This window comes from Mycolicibacterium chlorophenolicum (assembly GCF_001044235.1).
In the GTDB taxonomy this organism is placed as follows: domain Bacteria; phylum Actinomycetota; class Actinomycetes; order Mycobacteriales; family Mycobacteriaceae; genus Mycobacterium; species Mycobacterium chlorophenolicum.
Genome location: NZ_JYNL01000064.1, coordinates 449,548 through 467,420, shown reverse-complemented (window position 1 = coordinate 467,420; position 17,873 = coordinate 449,548). Strand labels below are relative to the sequence as shown.

Annotated in this window: 19 protein-coding genes; 8 read left to right on the top strand and 11 right to left on the bottom strand. The window is 71.1% G+C overall.

The features are described from left to right. The first annotated feature begins 1 nt into the window (after position 1). Both MCHLDSM_RS24565 and MCHLDSM_RS24560 read left to right on the top strand, forming a co-directional pair. A complete protein-coding gene (locus MCHLDSM_RS24565; protein WP_048472395.1) occupies positions 2 to 775 on the top strand; it encodes a cyclase family protein in 774 nt (257 codons plus the stop codon). 61 nt (positions 776 to 836) lie between these two features. Beyond that, positions 837 to 1,670: a nitroreductase family protein gene (locus MCHLDSM_RS24560; RefSeq protein ID WP_234714177.1), complete on the top strand. Its 834-nt coding sequence runs from the start codon at positions 837 to 839 to the stop codon at positions 1,668 to 1,670. Here the strand turns inward: MCHLDSM_RS24560 and MCHLDSM_RS24555 are convergent. After that, entirely contained in the window at positions 1,614 to 2,024 is a 411-nt protein-coding gene (locus MCHLDSM_RS24555) for an STAS domain-containing protein (protein WP_407661904.1), read from the bottom strand. The genes MCHLDSM_RS24560 and MCHLDSM_RS24555 overlap by 57 nt on opposite strands. A 400-nt stretch (positions 2,025 to 2,424) precedes the next feature. Between MCHLDSM_RS24555 and MCHLDSM_RS24550 the strand changes: the two genes are divergently transcribed. Continuing rightward, on the top strand, positions 2,425 to 3,612 hold the full coding sequence (locus MCHLDSM_RS24550) for an FAD-dependent monooxygenase (RefSeq protein WP_048472393.1): 1,188 nt from the start codon (positions 2,425 to 2,427) through the stop codon (positions 3,610 to 3,612). Here the strand turns inward: MCHLDSM_RS24550 and MCHLDSM_RS24545 are convergent. Beyond that, positions 3,595 to 4,611, bottom strand: a complete 1,017-nt coding sequence (locus MCHLDSM_RS24545) for an NADP-dependent oxidoreductase (protein ID WP_048472392.1) — start codon at positions 4,609 to 4,611, stop codon at positions 3,595 to 3,597. The genes MCHLDSM_RS24550 and MCHLDSM_RS24545 overlap by 18 nt on opposite strands. Positions 4,612 to 4,709: 98 nt before the next feature. Between MCHLDSM_RS24545 and MCHLDSM_RS24540 the strand changes: the two genes are divergently transcribed. After that, entirely contained in the window at positions 4,710 to 5,312 is a 603-nt protein-coding gene (locus MCHLDSM_RS24540; RefSeq protein WP_082169102.1) for a TetR/AcrR family transcriptional regulator, read from the top strand. Between the two features lie 3 nt (positions 5,313 to 5,315). Here the strand turns inward: MCHLDSM_RS24540 and MCHLDSM_RS24535 are convergent, their stop codons facing one another. The 7 genes from MCHLDSM_RS24535 to MCHLDSM_RS24505 form a co-directional block, all read right to left on the bottom strand. Then, positions 5,316 to 5,726: a hypothetical protein gene (locus tag MCHLDSM_RS24535; RefSeq protein ID WP_048472391.1), complete on the bottom strand. Its 411-nt coding sequence runs from the start codon at positions 5,724 to 5,726 to the stop codon at positions 5,316 to 5,318. Between the two features lie 3 nt (positions 5,727 to 5,729). Then, a complete protein-coding gene (locus MCHLDSM_RS24530) occupies positions 5,730 to 6,800 on the bottom strand; it encodes an aldo/keto reductase (RefSeq protein WP_048472390.1) in 1,071 nt (356 codons plus the stop codon). A 42-nt stretch (positions 6,801 to 6,842) separates the two neighbouring features. Next, entirely contained in the window at positions 6,843 to 7,538 is a 696-nt protein-coding gene (locus MCHLDSM_RS24525) for a Rieske (2Fe-2S) protein (RefSeq protein WP_048472389.1), read from the bottom strand. Beyond that, positions 7,535 to 8,083, bottom strand: coding sequence for an RNA polymerase sigma factor (locus MCHLDSM_RS24520; protein ID WP_048472943.1), 549 nt, complete (start codon positions 8,081 to 8,083; stop codon positions 7,535 to 7,537). The genes MCHLDSM_RS24525 and MCHLDSM_RS24520 overlap by 4 nt, the downstream gene beginning before the upstream one ends. 67 nt (positions 8,084 to 8,150) lie before the next feature. Next, positions 8,151 to 8,348: a hypothetical protein gene (locus tag MCHLDSM_RS24515; protein WP_048472388.1), complete on the bottom strand. Its 198-nt coding sequence runs from the start codon at positions 8,346 to 8,348 to the stop codon at positions 8,151 to 8,153. Continuing rightward, positions 8,345 to 8,824, bottom strand: coding sequence for a DoxX family protein (locus MCHLDSM_RS24510; protein WP_048472387.1), 480 nt, complete (start codon positions 8,822 to 8,824; stop codon positions 8,345 to 8,347). The genes MCHLDSM_RS24515 and MCHLDSM_RS24510 overlap by 4 nt, the downstream gene beginning before the upstream one ends. Positions 8,825 to 8,893: 69 nt before the next feature. Continuing rightward, on the bottom strand, positions 8,894 to 10,150 hold the full coding sequence (locus MCHLDSM_RS24505) for an oxygenase MpaB family protein (protein WP_048472386.1): 1,257 nt from the start codon (positions 10,148 to 10,150) through the stop codon (positions 8,894 to 8,896). Between the two features lie 290 nt (positions 10,151 to 10,440). On the opposite strand from MCHLDSM_RS24505, the gene MCHLDSM_RS24500 reads away from it, so the two are divergent. After that, complete coding sequence (locus tag MCHLDSM_RS24500) at positions 10,441 to 12,186, top strand: MOSC and FAD-binding oxidoreductase domain-containing protein (RefSeq protein ID WP_048472385.1); 1,746 nt, start codon at positions 10,441 to 10,443, stop codon at positions 12,184 to 12,186. Positions 12,187 to 12,239: 53 nt separating this feature from the next. Then, the gene (locus MCHLDSM_RS24495) at positions 12,240 to 13,193 is read left to right on the top strand and encodes a TIGR03557 family F420-dependent LLM class oxidoreductase (protein ID WP_048472942.1); all 954 of its coding nucleotides are present in this window, start codon (positions 12,240 to 12,242) and stop codon (positions 13,191 to 13,193) included. On the opposite strand, the gene malQ is transcribed toward MCHLDSM_RS24495, so the two are convergent. Both malQ and MCHLDSM_RS24485 read right to left on the bottom strand, forming a co-directional pair. Continuing rightward, complete coding sequence (malQ, locus tag MCHLDSM_RS24490) at positions 13,194 to 15,185, bottom strand: 4-alpha-glucanotransferase (RefSeq protein WP_048472384.1); 1,992 nt, start codon at positions 15,183 to 15,185, stop codon at positions 13,194 to 13,196. 35 nt (positions 15,186 to 15,220) lie between these two features. Further along, positions 15,221 to 15,934 (bottom strand): VIT1/CCC1 transporter family protein, encoded by a 714-nt coding sequence (locus MCHLDSM_RS24485; RefSeq protein ID WP_048472383.1) that lies wholly within the window; start codon positions 15,932 to 15,934, stop codon positions 15,221 to 15,223. Between the two features lie 141 nt (positions 15,935 to 16,075). On the opposite strand from MCHLDSM_RS24485, the gene MCHLDSM_RS39755 reads away from it, so the two are divergent. Next, a complete protein-coding gene (locus tag MCHLDSM_RS39755; protein ID WP_048472382.1) occupies positions 16,076 to 16,399 on the top strand; it encodes a hypothetical protein in 324 nt (107 codons plus the stop codon). A gap of 4 nt (positions 16,400 to 16,403) precedes the next feature. Next, positions 16,404 to 17,864 (top strand): multicopper oxidase family protein, encoded by a 1,461-nt coding sequence (locus MCHLDSM_RS24475; protein WP_048472381.1) that lies wholly within the window; start codon positions 16,404 to 16,406, stop codon positions 17,862 to 17,864. Positions 17,865 to 17,873 lie beyond the last annotated feature (9 nt).

The following is a 17,873-nucleotide window of genomic DNA, read 5'->3' as shown; positions in this document are numbered from 1 at the left end:
GATGCGCACGCTGATCGACATCTCGGTGCCGCTCAAGGCCGGCATCGCGTCGGATCCGCCCGGGCTGCGGCCGCAGATCGAGTACCTGACCCACCGCGACACCGTCGCCGACGTGCTGTCCTTCTTCCCCGGCGCGCGGGAGGAGGACCTGCCCGACGGGGAGGGGTGGGCGATCGAGCGGGTGTCGATGACCACCCACAGCGGCACCCACCTCGACGCGCCGTACCACTTCGCGTCGACCATGAACCACGGCGAGCGGGCCATCACGATCGACGAGGTGCCGCTGGACTGGTGTTTCCAGCCGGCGGTCAAGCTCGACTTCCGCCACCTCGACGACGGATACGTGGTGACGCCCGACGACGTCGACGCCGAACTGCGCCGCATCGGCCACACCCTCTCGCCGCTGGAGATCGTCGTGGTCAACACCAGCGCCGGTACCCGCTACGGCCACGACGACTACGTCGACCGCGGCTGCGGAATGGGCCGCGCGGCCACGCTGCACCTGCTCGAGCAGGGCGTACGGCTCACCGGGACCGACGCCTGGAGCTGGGACGCGCCGTTCTCCCTCACCGCGCAGCGCTACGCGCGCACCCACGACGCCTCCATCATCTGGGAGGGCCACAAGGCCGGCCGCGACATCGGGTACTGCCACCTGGAGAAGCTGCACAACCTTGAAGCACTGCCGTCCACCGGCTTCACGGTGAGCTGTTTTCCGGTCAAGGTCGACGCCGCCTCAGCGGGCTGGACCAGGGCCGTCGCGATCATCGACGCGTAGACCGCCGCGCGCCGCGTAGAGTTTCTGGTCGAACTGTTCGATACGGAAGGTGAGCGCGTTGGTGAGCGGACCCGACACCGCGACGCTGCAGACGGTCCTGGAGGCTGCGGCGTGGGCGCCGTCGGCACAGAACTCGCAGCCGTGGCGGTGGCACGTGGACGCTGACGGCCTGCACCTCGACGCCGACTGGGACCGCCGCCTCGGGGACAGCCCGTTCGACCGGTGCGACGTGCTGCTCGCCTGCGGCGCGGTGCTCGACCACTGCGCGCTCGCGCTGTCCGCGGCCGGCTGGGGTGCCCGCATCCACCGCTTCCCCGACCGGGCGGGCCGTCTCGCGTCCTTCGAGGTGATCGAGTCGGTGCCCCATCCGGCGTCCCGCGAACTGGTCGACATGATTCCGCGGCGACGGTCGGACCGCCGCGGGTACGGCGGCTCCGTGCTCCCGCCGACCACGGTGGAACTGCTGCTCCTCCGCGCCGCGCGATTCGGGGTGCAGTTGAGCGTGGTGCCCAGGGACCGCTGGCGCCGGCTCGGGGACGGCCAGGTGCAGCTGCACTACGGCCGGGGAGCCGACGACGCGCACCGCGACGACGACGGGGTGCTGGTGGTACTGGCCACCGAGGGTGAGGACGACCTGGCGCGGCTGCGCGCGGGGGAGGCGGCGAGCCACCTGCTGCTCTCGGCCACCGCGCTGGGCCTGGCGTCGTGTCCGCTCACCGATCCGCTCCGCTCCGCGCGCGACCGGCTCGCGCTGGCGTGCGACGTCTTCGACGGCCGGGCCCACCCGCAGATCCTCCTGCGCATCGGTCCGCGGGTGGTCGGTGCCGCCGAACTCCCCTCAGCGTTGCGACGTCCGCTCGCCGAGACGACGACGTGGAGCCCGTTCGGCCGGTGACGGCCGGTGCCAACCGGCCTGCGCGGTCCAGATGACGTGCTTCACCCCGTACGCCAGGCGGTCCAGCCGGGCCAGCGCCGCCGACAGGTCGTCGGAGAGCGGGAGTTCGGAGTCCGGATCGCAGACCGACAGCAATTGCCGTACCGGGTGGCGTCCGACGATCGCCCAATCGACGTCGCTGCGCGCGCAGTGCACGCTGATGTAGTACAGCGCGGTGAATCCGGCCGTTCCGAAGAAATCGACGGCGCGCAGGTCGAGGACGAGTTGCTTCGACACCCGGGTGTGGCGCTCCACGTACCGGCCGAACTCGCGGCCGTTGAGCGCGTCGATCTCGCCGACGACGGCGACGGCCACCCGAGTCCGCGAACAGTAGCGAGACGCGAATGTTGCCTTTCCGCAACGTAATTCGTCGTCACGCGGAATGTTTGTGAAGGAAAAGCTGCGTTGCTTCTCGACGGCGGTCATGTGTCAACCTCGGGGGGATCAGTTGAACTCGTGAACACCGGACGTGGATGCTGGTCGGCCACTCGGTCATGCAGGTGCTGATCACAGCACGTCCCGTGGGCTGGAAGCTCAACCAAAGTCAAGATAATACGGATTTCGTTTGAGCGGAAGGTCTGCGCCGATTCTCGCCAAACACGTTGCGAGCTGCGCTTCGCCGACGTCGATCCTGAGCTGCGCTATTGACGTCAAGGCCAATTCGGTTCGATGTGCTACGGATTTCGTTGTCCAGAGGGCTCAGGCACAATGACACGTGCCCTTCCATGCGGTCATCTCCGGTGCCGGCATCGCCGGACCCGCCCTCGCTCATCAACTCACCGCGCGCGGCTGGCGCACGACCGTGCTCGAGCGATATCCCCAGCGACGCGACGAGGGGCAGAACGTCGACATCCGGGGCGCGGCCCGTGAGGTCATCCGCCGCATGGGCATCGACGGCGACGTGCGCGCCGCCAACACCGGGGAGATCGGCACCCGATTCGTCACCGCCGACGGAACGCCCGCCGCGTCGTTCCCGGTGGCGCGGTCGGGGCGGCCCGACGGGCCGACCGCAGAACTGGAGATCCTGCGCGGCGAGCTGTCGCGCATTCTCGTCGAGCGCACCGCCGACCGCACCGACTACCGGTTCGGCACCCAGCTGGCCGATGTCACCGATCACGGGGACCACGTGACCGCAGAACTGGACGACGGGACCGCGCTCGACGCCGACCTGCTCGTCATCGCCGAGGGGCTGCACTCCCGCTCGCGCAGGTTCGTCAGCTCCGCCGAGGTGCAGAGCCTGGGCATGTACATCGCCTATGTCACGCTGCCGCACCGGGACACCGACGACCGCTGGTGGAACTGGCAGCACGTGACCAAGTCACGCGGAGTGCACCTGCGGCCCGACAACGTCGGCACCACACGGGCCATCCTGTCCTTCCTGTCCGACGTGCGCGGACTCGAGGACCTCGGCCAGCAGGACCAGATCGCCCTGCTGCGCGGCACATTCGCCGACGTCGGCGGAGCGGCGCCGCGCATTCTCGACGAACTCGACAGCGGTGCGCCGATGTACTTCTCGGCCGTCGGCCAGGTCCACCCTGCGTCGTGGAGCAAAGGCCGCGTCGGGCTGCTCGGCGACAGCGCATTCTGCAACGCCACCTTCGGTGGTGCGGGCACCAGCCTCGCCCTGATCGGCGCGTACCTCCTCGCCGGCGAACTGGCCGCCGGACCCGACCCGGTGGTGGCGCTGACGCGGTACCAGAAGGCGATGCAGCCGTTCGTCAAGACGGCCCCCACGGTCCGTGCCGAGGTGCTCCGGCTGGCGAACCCCCGCTCGCGCAACGGAATTCGTGTCGTGCACACCGGCGCGCGGCTTGCGGCGGGTCCGCTGGGCCGGGCGGTCAGCGCGCTGACCGGGATGGCCGGTATCGGAGGCGACGAGCTGGCCCTACCCGAGTACCGATAGCGCGATCTTGCCGCGCAGATGCCCCCGCTCGGCCCGCTCATGGGCGGCACGGGCCTCGTCGAGGCCGAAGGTGCTGTCGAGGGCGATCCTGACCGTGCCGTCGTCGAGCACCCGAGCCAGCTCTGCGAGCTGCGCGCCGTTCGAGCGGACCTGGGTCATCGACACCGTGGCACCGCGCGCGGCCGCCTCCGCGGCATCGGAGAACCCGGGGAACACCGGGAACAACGCCCCGCCGGGCCTCAGGGTGCGCAGGAAGCGGCCGGTGGCGGGTCCGCCGACGGTGTCGAGGACGAGATCGAGGCCTGCCACGGTGTCCTCGGGGGTGCGCTCGGTGTAGTCGATCACCTCGTCGGCGCCCAGTTCGCGCAGGAAGTCGGCGTGGCGGCCGGAGGCCACCGCGATGACGTGCGCCCCGCGAGACTTCGCCAGCTGCACCGCGATGTGGCCGACACCTCCGGCCGCACCGTTGACCATCACCGTCGCGCCGGCCAGCGGGACCGGCCGATGCTCCTGCGGCTGAAGGGGATTGGGCGTCTCATGACCCAGCTCGAGCAGGAACTGCCAGGCGGTCAGGCCGGACATCGGCGCCGCCGCGGCGTGCAGGTGGTCGATGCCGGCCGGCTTGCGCGCGAGATCCGTCACGGGGGCCGCGACGTACTCAGCGTAGGCGGCGCTGTCGCCGAACGAAGGGAAGCGGATCATGCCGAACACCTCGTCCCCGACGGCGATGTCGGCGACGTCGGATGCGACGGCCGCGACGACGCCCGACACATCAGATCCGGGGATCGCGGGCAGCGTGATCACCGGCCGCACGTCGGGCGGCAGCTCCTGGTGGGCGTAGCCGTCGCGCAGATACCAGTCGGGTGGGTTCACCCCGATGGCGTGCGCACGGACCAGGACTTCCCCGGACCGGAGCTCGGGCACCGGGACCGTCTCGTAGCGCAACACCTCCGGCCCACCGAAGTGGTGCACCCGAATGGCCTTCATCGTCGTCGACATCTGCGTCCTCTCGTGTTCTTATCGCACCGGATAGTTGCTTTAAGCTCTGGGGGGCGCAACACGAGGACACGGCACAACATTCCGGCGAGGAGGTGGACGTGAAGAAGCGGCAGATCACCCGCGGTGTGCGGACGGGCGGACGCAGCGCCAGGGTGCGCGAGGCGATTCTCGAAGCCGCCGTCGCCGAACTCACCACCGTGGGCTACCCCGCGCTCAGCAGGGAGGCGATCGCGGCGCGGGCCGGCGTGAACAAGACGACCGTGTACCGGCGCTGGGCGACCTTGGACGACCTGCTCGTCGACGCCTTGACCGAGTGGTCAGTGGAGGTGGTACGGGTCCCCGACACCGGAAGCATCGAGACCGACCTGCTGGCTCTCGGACGGGATCTCGCGGAGCTGCTCAACGGCGGGGTGGGACGGCAGGTGGCGGCGATGGTCCTGACCGCCGGGCTGCGGTCCGAGCGCCTCGGCGAGGCGACCCGCCGCTACTTCGACCACCAGGCCGCCCGCGCCGGGCCGGTGGTGGCCCGGGCGATCGAGCGTGCCGAGCTCCCCGCGGATTGCGATGCGGCAGAACTGCTGTCGACGTTCCGCGCACCGCTGTTCTACCGGCTGGTCACCACCGGCGATCCCATCGACGACGGGCTGATCCAGCGCGCCGCGGCCGTCGCGCTGATCGCCGCCCGTGCCGGACTGGTGTGAGCCTCACTCCGGCGGCAGCACCGCGTCGATGAGCGCCCACTCCGCCCGGCTCGCCCAGGACGGGTTCGCTTGCTGCGGCGAGCGGAAGACCTCCATCGTGCGCAGGCCCGGCAGCCGGGCCAGCTCGGCGGCCGTCACCGGTCGGCGCAGGAGCGGGATGTCGACCGGCACGTGCCAGCGACCGTCCTCCTCGACCGGATCACCGAGCAGCCGGCCGCAGCCCCAGATCCCGCGATCGCGGTGCGTGGTCACCCACAGCAACACCCGTTGATCGGCGTGCATCAGCCGTGAACGGTAGTTGGCGGCCACACACCACTGCGGGCGGGCGCGCCCGGACGCCCGCATGGCATCCACCGGCGTCCGTCGCGGATTGCACTTGATGACCCACGCGCCCAGCGTCTCCGGGGTGACCACGACTCAGACGTCGGAACTCTCGCGCCACAGATCGATGCCGGAATCGACGGCGTAGCGGTCGATCTCCTCGAGCTCGTCGGCGGTGAAGTCCAGATTCGACAGCGCGCCGAGGTTCTCGTCTAGCTGGGCCACGCTGGAGGCGCCGATCAGCGTCGAGGCGACCGTCGGCTCGCGCAGCACCCACGCCAGCGCCAGCTGGGCCAGCGACTGACCACGGCGCTCGGCGATGCCGGCGAGGCCCCGCAGACGGTCCACGACGTCGTCGGTCACCTGGTCGTCGTCGAACGTCGGCCGGGCCGTCGCCCGCTCCACACCGCCCGCCGGCTGCTGCAGATAGCGGTCGGTGAGCAGCCCCTGCGCCAGCGCGGTGAACGCGATCGCCCCCATCCCGGCGTCGGTCAGCTTGCCGGTCAGCTCGTCTTCGATCCAGCGGTTGAGCAACGAGTACGACGGCTGATGGATCACCAGCGGGGTGCCGAGCCCGCGGGCGATCGCCGCGGCTTCGGCGGTCTTCGCGGGGGAGTACGACGAGATCCCGACATAGCGGGCCTTTCCAGAGCGCACCGCCGTGTCCAGCGCGCCGATCGTCTCCTCGAGCGGAGTGGTCGGGTCGATGCGGTGGGAGTAGAAGATGTCGACGTAGTCGAGCCCGAGCCGGTCGAGGGACTCGTCGAGACTGTTGAGCACATAGGTGCGGCCGCCGAGCTGACCGTACGGACCGGGCCACATGTCCCAGCCGGCCTTGGTCGAGATGATCAGCTCGTTGCGGTACGGCTTGAAGTCGCGGCGCAGCATCCGGCCGAAGTTCTCCTCCGCCGAGCCGTACGGCGGGCCGTAGTTGTTCGCCAGGTCGAAGTGGGTGATGCCACGGTCGAACGCGTGCCGCAGCACCTCCCGCTGGGTGTCGAACGGCCGGTTGTCGCCGAAGTTGTACCAGAGACCCAGCGAGACGGCCGGCAGCAGAAGCCCCGAGGAGCCCACCCTGCGGTACGGCATCTCCGTGTAGCGCCGGGGTGACGCGACCCAGGGGTCGTGGGTGAAAGGGACGTCGGCGACTGCGAATTGCTCGGCCATCACCTCATCGTAGGCGCGCCCGCAACGGGGACCTCTCGGGCATCATGCGGGCTCGGTGGGGGCGAGAACCTCGATCACGCCGTTGTTCTCACGCACCTCGATCCGCGGCAACGGCGGGGGAGCGACGGGCAGTTGATGCGTCAGCGTCTGCCCGGACAGCGAGAACGACGTCGAATGGCAGGGACAGCGAAGCCGCCCGTCCGGCGCGTCGAGCCACAGCTTGCAGCCCTGGTGGGTGCAGACCCCCGAGACCGCCTGCAGCCCGCCGTCGCGGCGGTGCACGAATCCGCTCACCGAGCCGAGGTCGAAGGCCAGGGCGCCGCCGGCGGGCACGTCGGCGGCCGCGCCCACCGCCCGCCAGGTGCCGCCGTTGGGTTCCAGTGTGCCCTGCGTGCTTGGCTCCGCTTGCGGCACAGTGGTTTTCGACGCCAGCAGATTGCGGCCGACGACGATGCCGGCCACCGCCGAAGCGGCGGCGACACCGGTGCCCACGACCACCTGCCGACGGGTACCCGAGACCCGTCCGGCGGGCGGATGTTCGCCGGCCATCTCGTCGGCCAGGCGGCGATGGAGGTCGGCGACGAACTCCTCACTGGGGGCGTCGCTGCCGGTGCGGGCGGCCCGCAGCTCGATCGCGGCCGCCATCTGCGCGGCCTCGAACTCGTCGGGACGCGCCGGCCGGGTGCGCCGGCCCCGCAGCAGATCCTCGACGAACTCACGCACCGTCCGGTCCCTCATGGCGTGCCCTCCGCATCGTTCTGGGCGGCCAGGCGTAAAGCCCGGTGCTGCAACACCTTCGCGTTGGCCACGCTGATCCCCATCTGCCCCGCTGCGTCCCGGATGCTCATCGCCTGCAGGAACCGTAGCTCGAGGATGCGCCGGTAGTTGTCGGGCAGAGCGTCCAGCAGTCCGCGCACCCGGCCGGGAGCGGCGGCGTCGACCTCGCGCTCGGGTGCCTCGGGTACGTCCTCGTCGATCGTCGTCACCTCCCGGCCCATCCGGTGCCGCCAGTACGACGCCAGCACGGTCCGCGCCGTCCTGCGCAGATACGTCCGCACCTCGGGCACGGTCGCCGACACCCGCATCGGGCGCAGCGCCGTCATGAACAGCTCGGCGGTGAGGTCCTCGGCGTCCGGCCTGTTGCCGACTTTCGCGTACATCAGGCGGTACACCCACGTGACGTTGTCGCGGTACACCGCGTCCCAGTTCGGATACGACGTCTCGGTCACCGGCCGGAGCCTCCCGCGCCAGGGTGGCGTCTGCGCATCGCGGGACCCGGGCATCTCATTGTGTCCTGCGGTCATGACCGGCGTCGTCGAATCAGACTGCCGATTCGCTGTGGATCCACGGTCAGAAGGGGAGGTCGATCGAGCCGGCGGTGGTGTCGATCTCGTCGTCGTTGCAGGAGTGCACGGCAACGGGCGTCTGCACCTGGGGGTTGGTGCCGTAGGGGACTGATGGACTGGTGTCGGCGACCGACGGGGGTGCCGACACCAGGGCGGCACAGGCGCAGGCGGCCAGGAGGGCGCCGAGGGTGGGGATCGTCATGACCGGCGCCCCAGACGCTGGTCCAGCGAGAAGCCCCCGGCGCCGACGATCAGCAGGAAGATGCTGCCGCACAGCATGGCGATCTCCAGACGTCCCTCGTGGAAGAAATCCCAGAAGCCGCCCTCGGTCGGATACAGCGGCGCGCCGTGCCACAGCAGCGGCACCTTCGTGATGGTCAGGGCGCCGATCATGTCCACGATCATCGGGAGCACCGCCAGCCGGACCAGGATGCCAGCGAGAATCATTGCCCCGCAGATGATCTCGAATGTGCCATCGCCGTAGGCGAGAAACGTCGCCGACGGGATCCCCGACTTCGCGAAGCGGCCGGGTCCCAGCGTGTCGGGACGGAGGAACTTCAACACCCCCTCGCCGGCGAAGATCAGGCCGACATACAGGCGGATCAGCATCACCGCCCCCGATGCCCGGGTGGCGGTCAACTGGTCGAGGGGTAGGGCACGGGTGGACAGGACGGACATGGGCGGGCTGCCTTTCTCGGCGAGTGGTCTCGTCAAGAAGTAGGCGGGCGGGTTACATCAGCGACGCTGTCAGCGTCGCAGTGGCGCTGCCGCCTCGAACTCGGCCGTCTTCCCGGCCGACTGCCAGCGCAGCCAGCGCTCCCAGCGCTCGAGGTTCGTCCGCTGCCAGCGCCGGTCCAGCCGCGGCGACACCCGCCGGCCGATCTCCAGCAGGGTGACCATCGGAAACCGCAACGCCAGCAACGCGATTCCGGGCACCGCCGACGGCAACCGGTAGCGGCGGCGATTCCACGGCAGCATGTACAGCCCGAGGTAGCCCGCCTGCACCCGGTAGTGGTATTCGGCCCGCAGCCGACCGAGCCCGCGGTGCGACGGGGTGGGCGCGAAGGCGGGGACGAAGGATTCGACGAGTTCGGCTCCGTCGGAGCCGCTGTCGTGGCTGCGCGCGGAGTCCGCCATCAGCAGGATGCGCCACGCGTCGGCGAGCGTCTCGGGGAAATAGCCCTCGCAGCGCACCCCGACCAGATGACCGCAGTACCGGTTGAAGTGCAGCACCGCGCGCATCTCCGCCGGCGAGGTCACGTGACCGAGCAGGAACAGCCCGAGCGCCGGCGCGACGCTGCCGCCGAGCAGGGTCAGCAGCATCGCGGACTGGCTGATCGGCAGCCCCCAGCGCTGTTCGTCCCATTCGGGATGCTGCCGGACCCGCTCGCGGACGCTGACGTGCATGATCCGCACGTGCAGGGAGATGCTGCGTCCCGGGGAACCGGGCGTCAGGATGGCGCCGGGACGGCACACCTCGATCCACCAGCGTGACGTCTCGAGGTAGCGGTGCAGGGCACGCCGGCCGGCGTACCCGCCGGACAGCGACAGCGGGACGGCGAGCCAGCCCTCGGTGTAGGTGTCGGTGGTGCCTGCGTTGCCGAGCGCCCCCAGCGCATAGGCCCAGCGCCGCCACACCGCCGCGCCCTGCTCGACCAGGTCGGGCTGCACCCAGTCGGGCAGCTTCTCGAACTCCTCGAACAGCGCCCGCATCGACTCCGGCGCGTCGCGCACACTGTCGATGCCGTCGCGCTGGGCCCGCTCGACCAGGTCGCGGGCCCGGCGGGCGCCCATCTCGCCGTGATAGGTCTGCGCGACGAATCGCTCGGCCACCGGATCGCCCTCGGTGAGACCGTCGATGAAGGCGCGGGCGACGCCGTCGGACGGGAACGGGTCGACCCCGGTCAGCCGCCGGATCGCCGAACGGAGCCGGGCCCGCCGCGGGCCGACATCGGGATAGCGGAACGCGGTCGGGGCTCCGGGCGGGCGGAGGCTGTCTGCCATCGCTCTGTCATAGCGCAGCGCACCGCGCGCAGGAGGCGAACCGCCGTGCGATCAGGTCGCGGGCGCGTCGTCGTCCGTGGTGGGCAGCGCTTCCGCGCCCGGGGTGGCCGGGGTCGTCAGCACGTCGTCGGCCTGATCGTCGGGTTCGGCGGATGTCATCTTGGTCCTTTCGGAAGGGGCGTGACAGTTCTCGATGTGTCTGTAACGCGGTCCCACTCCCGGTACCCGCGCGGACGTCGCGGTAATCGCTTTCGGCTGCGCGGCGACCGCGGGGACGGGAGGATGGCGCGATGGCCACCCTCGTGTCCGTCAACGTCGGCATGCCCAAAGACATCACCTGGAACGACCGCACCGTCCACACCGGCGCGTGGAAACACCCCGTCATCGGGCCGCGCATGGTGCGCCGCCTCAACGTCGACGGCGACGGCCAGGGGGACCTCGGCGGGCACGGCGGCGAGAACCGGGCGGTGCTGGTCTACCAACTCGACTCCTACCGGCACTGGACCCGCGAATTCGGCCGCGACGACCTCGAGCCGGGACTGCTCGGGGAGAACCTGACCGTCGAGGGACTGCCGGACGACGAGGTCTGCATCGGTGACCGCTACCGCGTGGGCGACGTGGTTCTCGAGGTCACCCAACCGCGGGTCACGTGCTACCGCGCCGGTATGCGGATCGGGGAACCACGGATGGCCGCCCTGCTCGTCGCGCACCGCCGGCCCGGGTTCTACTGCCGGGTCATCACCGAGGGCGAGCTCGAAGCGGGTCAGGAGATCGAGAAGATCGCCGACGGCCCCGAACGCATGACGGTCGCCGAGATCGACGCGCTGCTCTACCTTCCCGGCCACCCTCGCGACGCCCTCGACCGCGCGCTGCGCATCCCCGCGCTGAGCCCCGGCTGGCAGACATCCTTGCGCGCGCTGGCCGACGAGAACGAGACGACCGGCAATCCGGGGCTCGCCGTCACGGGCCCACCGCCCGCGTGGACCGGGTTCCGCGCGCTGTCGGTGCGCGACGTGCACGACGAGAGCCGCTCGGTGCGGTCGGTGGTGCTCGCCGACCCGAGCGGCGCACCGCTGCCCGATTGGATTGCCGGACAGGCGATCACGCTGCGCATCCCCGGTTCGAACGGATCGGCCGCCGTGGTCCGCAGTTACTCCCTGTCTAATGCGCCCGGCGGGGGTCGATACCGCATCAGCGTCAAGCGGGAGCCCCACGGTGCGGCCAGCGGATACGTCCATTCCCGGCTGCGCCCGGGCGACCTCCTCGACGTCGCGGCGCCCCGGGGAACGTTCCTTCTCTCCGACGACGAGTCGCCCGTCGTCCTGGTCTCCGCGGGCGTCGGGGTGACGCCGGTGCTGTCGATGCTGCACGTGCTCGCCGCCGCGGGGACCCCCCGGCAGGTGGTGTGGCTGCACGGAGCGCGCGACGGCACGGAGCACCCGTTCGCCGCCGAGGCGCGAGATCTGTTGAAGCGGTTGCCGGGCAGCAGGTTTCACGTGATGTACAGCCGGCCCGCGCCGGACGACCGGTCCGGGGTGGACTACAGCGAGCGGGGCCGGCTCGCGGCGGCGGTGCTGGACGGCCTCGACGTACCCCGTGACGCCAGCGCCTACGTGTGCGGCCCGCAGGTGTTCATGACCGAGATGGAGGCGGCGCTGATCGCGCACGGGCTGGACGCCGCCCGGGTGCACACCGAGATCTTCGGCGCCGGGCCCGCCCTCACGCCGGGCATCGCCGCCCACACGGTCGCCCCGCACCAGCCCGCCGGACCACCCGGGCCGGGACCCGAGGTGCAGTTCGCCCGCAGCGGGATGACGGCGCCGTGGGGGCCGCCTGCCGCGAGCCTGCTCGAGTTTGCCGAGGCCTGCGACGTCCCCACCCGCTGGTCGTGCCGCACCGGGGTGTGCCACAACTGCGAGACCGCGCTGCTGGCCGGCGCCGTCCGCTACGCCCCCGAACCGCTGGAGCCGCCCGCGGAGGGCAACGTGCTGATCTGCTGTGCGCAGCCGGTCGAGCCCGTCGTGCTCGACCTGTGAATTCCCCTCCGCGGCCAGGTATGAAGGTGCCGCCGCGGGGTAACCGCGCCCGCATGGCGAAGATCGGATACTTCCTGTCGAGTGAGCAGTGGACCCCACAGAGCCTGGTCGACCAGGCCAGACGGGCGGAGGACGCGGGCTTCGAGGCCCTGTGGATCTCCGACCACTTCCACCCGTGGAACGACGCGCAGGGCCAGGGCCCGTTCGTCTGGGGCGTGATCGGTGCGCTCTCCCAGGTGACCTCGCTGCCGGTGAGCACGGCCGTGACGTGTCCGACGATGCGGATCCACCCCGCGATCATCGCGCAGGCCGCTGCCACGGCCGCCGTCCAACTCGACGGCCGGTTCGTGCTCGGTGTCGGCAGCGGTGAACTGCTCAACGAGCACATCTTCGGCGACCCGTGGCCATCGGTCGGTGTGCGCCTGGAGATGCTCGAGGAGGCGATCGACGTGATCCGGCTGCTGCACCGGGGTGAGGAGATCAGCCACCACGGCGAGCACTACGAGGTGCAGGAGGCGCGGATCTACACCTGCCCGGAGCAGCCCGTTCCGATCTACGTGTCCGGATTCGGCACGCAGGCAGCAGAATTCGCCGGCCGGGTCGGCGACGGATTCTGCACCACGATGCCCGACGCCGAACTGGTGAAGGCCTTCCGCGAGGGCGGGGGCGGCGACAAGCCGGTGCAGGCCGGCACCAAGGTGAGTTGGGACCGCGACGCCGACGCCGGACTCGACGCCGCGCACCGGCTGTGGGCCAACGAGTCGCTGCCCGGCCAACTCGCGCAGACGCTGCCGCGACCGCGCGACTTCGAGGCGGCCTCGTCGCTGGTGCCGCGGGACATGGTGGCCGAGTCGGTGACGTGCGGGCCCGACGTCGACGCCCACGTCGCCCAGATCCGGGAGTTCGTCGACGCCGACGTCGACGAGATCTACGTGCAGCAGATCGGCCCGGACCTGGACGGGTTCTTCAGCACCTTCCAGCGCGACGTGTTGCCGCAGATGCGCTGACTAGGGAGCCCTGCGGAATGCCGCGGTGATCGCGGCGACGCGGGGATCGGTGCGCAACTGCTCGAGCGTCTCGGGCAGCGGCAGCCGCCAGTTGGGATACTCGTCGACCGTGCCCGGCAGGTTCGGTTGACGGGTCTCGCCGATGACGTCGTAGGGCGAGATGAGCTTGAGCCGGCTCGGCGTCCGGGCCAGCAGGCGGTGCATCGCGAGGATGACCGCCGACTCGTCGGACTGCTGGTCGGCGGCCAGCAGACCCTCGGAGGTCAACAGCGCCAACCACTCTGCGCGTTCCTTGTCGGCGTTGGCCTGCTCGCCCGGGACGTCGTCGAGCAGGCCGAGGTCGGCGCGCGCCCGCACGTGCTGGCCCTCGAGGAACCCGGCCGCGGTCGGCAGGTCGTGGGTGGAGATGCTCGCGGCGGCCCGCTCCGGCCACCGGGCCGGCGGCAGCAACGGCTCGTCCGGAACGTCCAGGTCACGGGTGAACCACGCCACCGCGCAGCCCAGCATTCCGTTGTCCGCCAACGCCTGAGTCACCTCGGGCTCGACGGTACCCAGATCCTCACCGACCACCGTGGCCTGTGCGCGGTGCGCCTCGAGCGCCAGCACCGCCAGCATCGCCTCGGCGTCGTAGTGCACGTAGGTGCCGCGATCCGGGCCGTCGCCCGGCGGAATCCACCACAGCCGCCACAACCCGGCGACGTGGTCGATGCGCAGCCCGTCGGCGTGTGACAGCACCGCCCGCAGCATGTCCCGCAGTGGGGCATAGCCCTTGGCGGCCAACCGGTCCGGGCGCCACGGCGGCAGCCCCCAATCCTGGCCGCGCGGAGTGAAGTTGTCCGGCGGAGCGCCGATGCTGACACCGGTGGCCAGCACATCGGCCAGCGCCCACGCGTCCGCGCCGTCGGCGTCGACGCCGACCGCCAGATCGTGCAGCACCCCCAGCGCCATCCCGGACGTGCGGCCCGCGTCCCGCACCGCGGCGAGTTGCTCGGCGCACCGCTGCTGCACCCACGCGTGGAACGCCAACCGCGGCGCCAACTCCCGGCGGGCCGACGCCACGGCAGCACCGGAGACGTCACGCAGCGCTTCCGGCCAGCGGCTCCACCGGCCGCCGTGCCGTTCGGCCAGCGCGCAATAGGTGGCCCAGTCCCGCAGACCGTCGGAGGTCGCGGCGTCACCGAGCGGATCGGGCCGGCCCGCCGAGCGCCAGAGCACCTCCAGCGCCGAGCGCTTCGCCGCCCACACCAGATCGTGGTCGATGCGCGGGGTGCTCGCCGACACCCGCAGCGCGTCGACCTCGGCGCGGGTCGCCGGATCGGCCTGCCGGTAGGCGTCGAGGTCCTCGATGCGCAGCGCGAGCGGATTGGCGAACCGCCTGCTCGAGGGGGTGTAGGGCGACGGTTGTACCGGATGCGTCGGGCCGGGGGCGTGGAGCGGGTTCAGAAGCACTGCGCCGCAACCGTGTTCGGTGACCGTCCAGTCCATGAACTCGCGCAGATCACCCAGGTCGCCGATACCCCACGACCGTGCCGAGCGCAGCGCGTACAGCTGCAGCATCCAGCCCCAGGTGTCGGGCGCGGTCGGCACCTGCGGCGGAGCGGCCACCACCGTGACCTCCTGCCCGTCGGCGGTGTGCAGCCGGTACCAGCCGGGCGCCAGGTCGGCGGGGATCTCGTCGCGCACGTCGGTCCGGGTGCCGTCCTCGGCGATCAGCATCGTCGCCCCGGGCACCGGGCGCGGCTGCCCGGACAATCGGACCGCCAATGTGGGCGGCAGCACTCTAGCGCGGCTGCGCTCTTCGAGCCGGGACAGTTCGGCGCGGCGCTGCTCCTCGGTGCGGGCCTCGACCTCCAGCAGACCGAGCACCCGGATGACGACGTCGGCGTCGACGTTCACCGGCTCCCGGCGCTCGTTACGGTAGGACGTCGCGACCCCGTGGGCGGCCGCCAGGCGCCGGAGATCCTCGGGTACGGGCGCAGGGGAGACAGTCACCGCGCAGCTATACCCCTGACGGAATTCCTCACACCCTAGGCGATGGCCGCACCGACCAGGTGACCGATTCCGTAGGTGATCGCCAACGCGAGCCCGCCGCCGATGACGTTGCGCATCACCGCGCGTTGCTTGGGCGCCCCGCCCAGTCGGGCGGACACTGCGCCGGTGAGGACCAGCGCCGCCAGTACGGCGACGACGGTGACCGGGATGCGCCATGCGATCGGCGGCAGGATGATCGCGAGGATCGGCAGCACGGCGCCGACGGTGAACGACAGCGCCGAGGACAGCGCCGCCTGCCACGGGTTGGTCAGTTCGCCTGGCGTGATGCCCAATTCGATCTCGGCGTGCGCGGCGAACGCGTCGTGGTCGGTGAGCTCCTCGGCGACCGTCCGGGCGGTGGCCGGCGTCAGCCCCTTCTCCTCGTAGAGCGCGGCGAGTTCGTCCAGTTCGGCGGCCGGATCCTCGCGCAGCTCCCGACGCTCCTTGCTGAGCAGCGCCTTCTCGGTGTCGCGCTGTGTGCTCACCGACACGTACTCGCCCAGGGCCATCGACACCGCCCCGGCGGCCAGCCCGGCGATGCCGGCGGTCAGGATGGGCCCGCGCTCGACGGTGGCCGCGGCGACACCGACGACGATGCCTGCGGTGGACACGATGCCGTCGTTCGCTCCGAGGACGCCTGCCCGCAACCAATTGAGCTTGGCGGCAACGGAACCGACATGCGGTTCGGCGGGATGCGAGGGGATGGCCACCGCGTCACCGTAACCAGGTTCGCAGCACTCTGCCAGCAAACCAAGCCTTGCCATAGCAGGGGCGCCATCGGGGGTCTTACGGCCCTGTCCATGGCGGCCACCCGGTCCGACACTGGAGCGACAACGGGAAAAGGAGCCATCATGAACCGTGAAGCATGCAAGTTCTTCGCCGGGTCGTTCGCCGCGCTGGCCTATGCGCACGCGGCCTACGCCGTGGCGACGTCGAGCGGACTGGTCGACGAACCGGTGTTCCTCGGGCGGAGATGGGGCGTCGGTTACATGTGGACCGAGGCCGCGGTCTACTCGGCGCTGAGTGTCACCCTGGGCTACCTCGGCTGGCGCGGTCCACGCGGAACGGCGCAGCTTCCGCCCAGCGATCGCCAGGCGCGCGACGCGGTCGCCGAGACGGACGCTCACCAGGAGACCGTGCAGGAGTCCGAAAAGGGAACGGCCGCGGCGGTATGACCCGATGGCACTGAGCAGGCGGAGTTTTCTGGTCGCCGCGGCGGCGGGTGCGGCGCTGAGCGCGTGTGCGCGGCCCACCGCACCGCCCGCGCCCCGGCAACCCGCAGCAGGCCTGGCCGAGGCGATCGCCCGCACCGAGGCGGCCCGCCCCCACACCGGACGGACCGTCACCGCGCACCTGCGGGCCGGATCGAGCGACCTGGACCTCGGCGGTCCGGTGGTCCGCAGCCTCGCCTACGACGGCCGGGTGGCGGGCCCCGTGGTGCGGGGGAACGTCGGGGACGAGCTGGCGGTCACCGTCACGAACGGCCTCGACCACCCGACCTCCGTGCACTGGCACGGCATCGCGCTGCGCAACGACATGGACGGCGCCGCGCCGGCCACCCCCGAGATCGCCCCGGGCGCGGACTTCACCTACCGGTTCACCTCACCGGTCCCCGGCACCTACTGGGCCCACCCGCACGCCGGGCTGGACACCGACTACGGGCTGTACCTGCCGGTGATCGTCGACGATCCCGCCGAACCCGGCGACTACGACGCGGAGTGGATCGTCGTGCTCGACGACTGGACCGCGGGCGTGGGCCCCGACCCGCACCAGATTCTCGACGGACTGCGGTCGCGCAGGATGTCGATGCACGGCATGGGCGGCGCGGCAAGCCCCCTGCTCGGCGGCGACGGTGGCGACGTCAGCTATCCCTACTACCTCGTCAACGGTCGCATCCCCTCGGCGGCAACCGCTTTCACGGCACGCGCCGGCCAGCGGATGCGCATCCGGTTCATCAATGCCGCGGCCGACACCGCGTTCCGCGTCGCGCTGGCCGGTCACCCGATGACGGTCACGCACACCGACGGGTATCCGGTCGAACCTGTCGACGTGGATGCGGTGCTGCTGGGGATGGGGGAACGCTACGACGTGCTCGTCACAGCGGCCGACGGCGTCTTCCCTCTGGTGGCGGTCGCCGAAGGGAAGAACGGTGCGGGGCGCGCACTGTTGCGCACCGGGGTGGGAAGCGATCCCGGCCCGGACTTCCGGCCGGCCGAGCTGGCGGGCCGGGTGGCCACCGCGGCCGCCCTGAGTGCCGCCGCGCCCGTCCGGCTCGCCCCCGCGCCGCCCGATGCGCAACTGCAGGCGGTGCTGTCCGGCGGCATGATGGGCTACGACTGGCGGATCAACGGACGGCCCTTCACCGACGCCGTCCCGCTGACCGTCGCCGAGAGCCAGCGGGCCGTGCTGCACTTCGTCAACCGGTCGATGATGTGGCATCCGATGCACCTGCACGGGCACACTTTCGAGGTGCTGCGCTCCGACGGAGCGCCCGGCCCGCGCAAGGACACCGTGATCGTCGCGCCGATGAAGTCGGTGGCCGTCGCCTTCGACGCCGACAACCCGGGGGTGTGGATGCTGCACTGCCACAACGGTTATCACATGGACGCCGGGATGATGACCACCCTGGAGTACGTCTGAGCTGCGCGC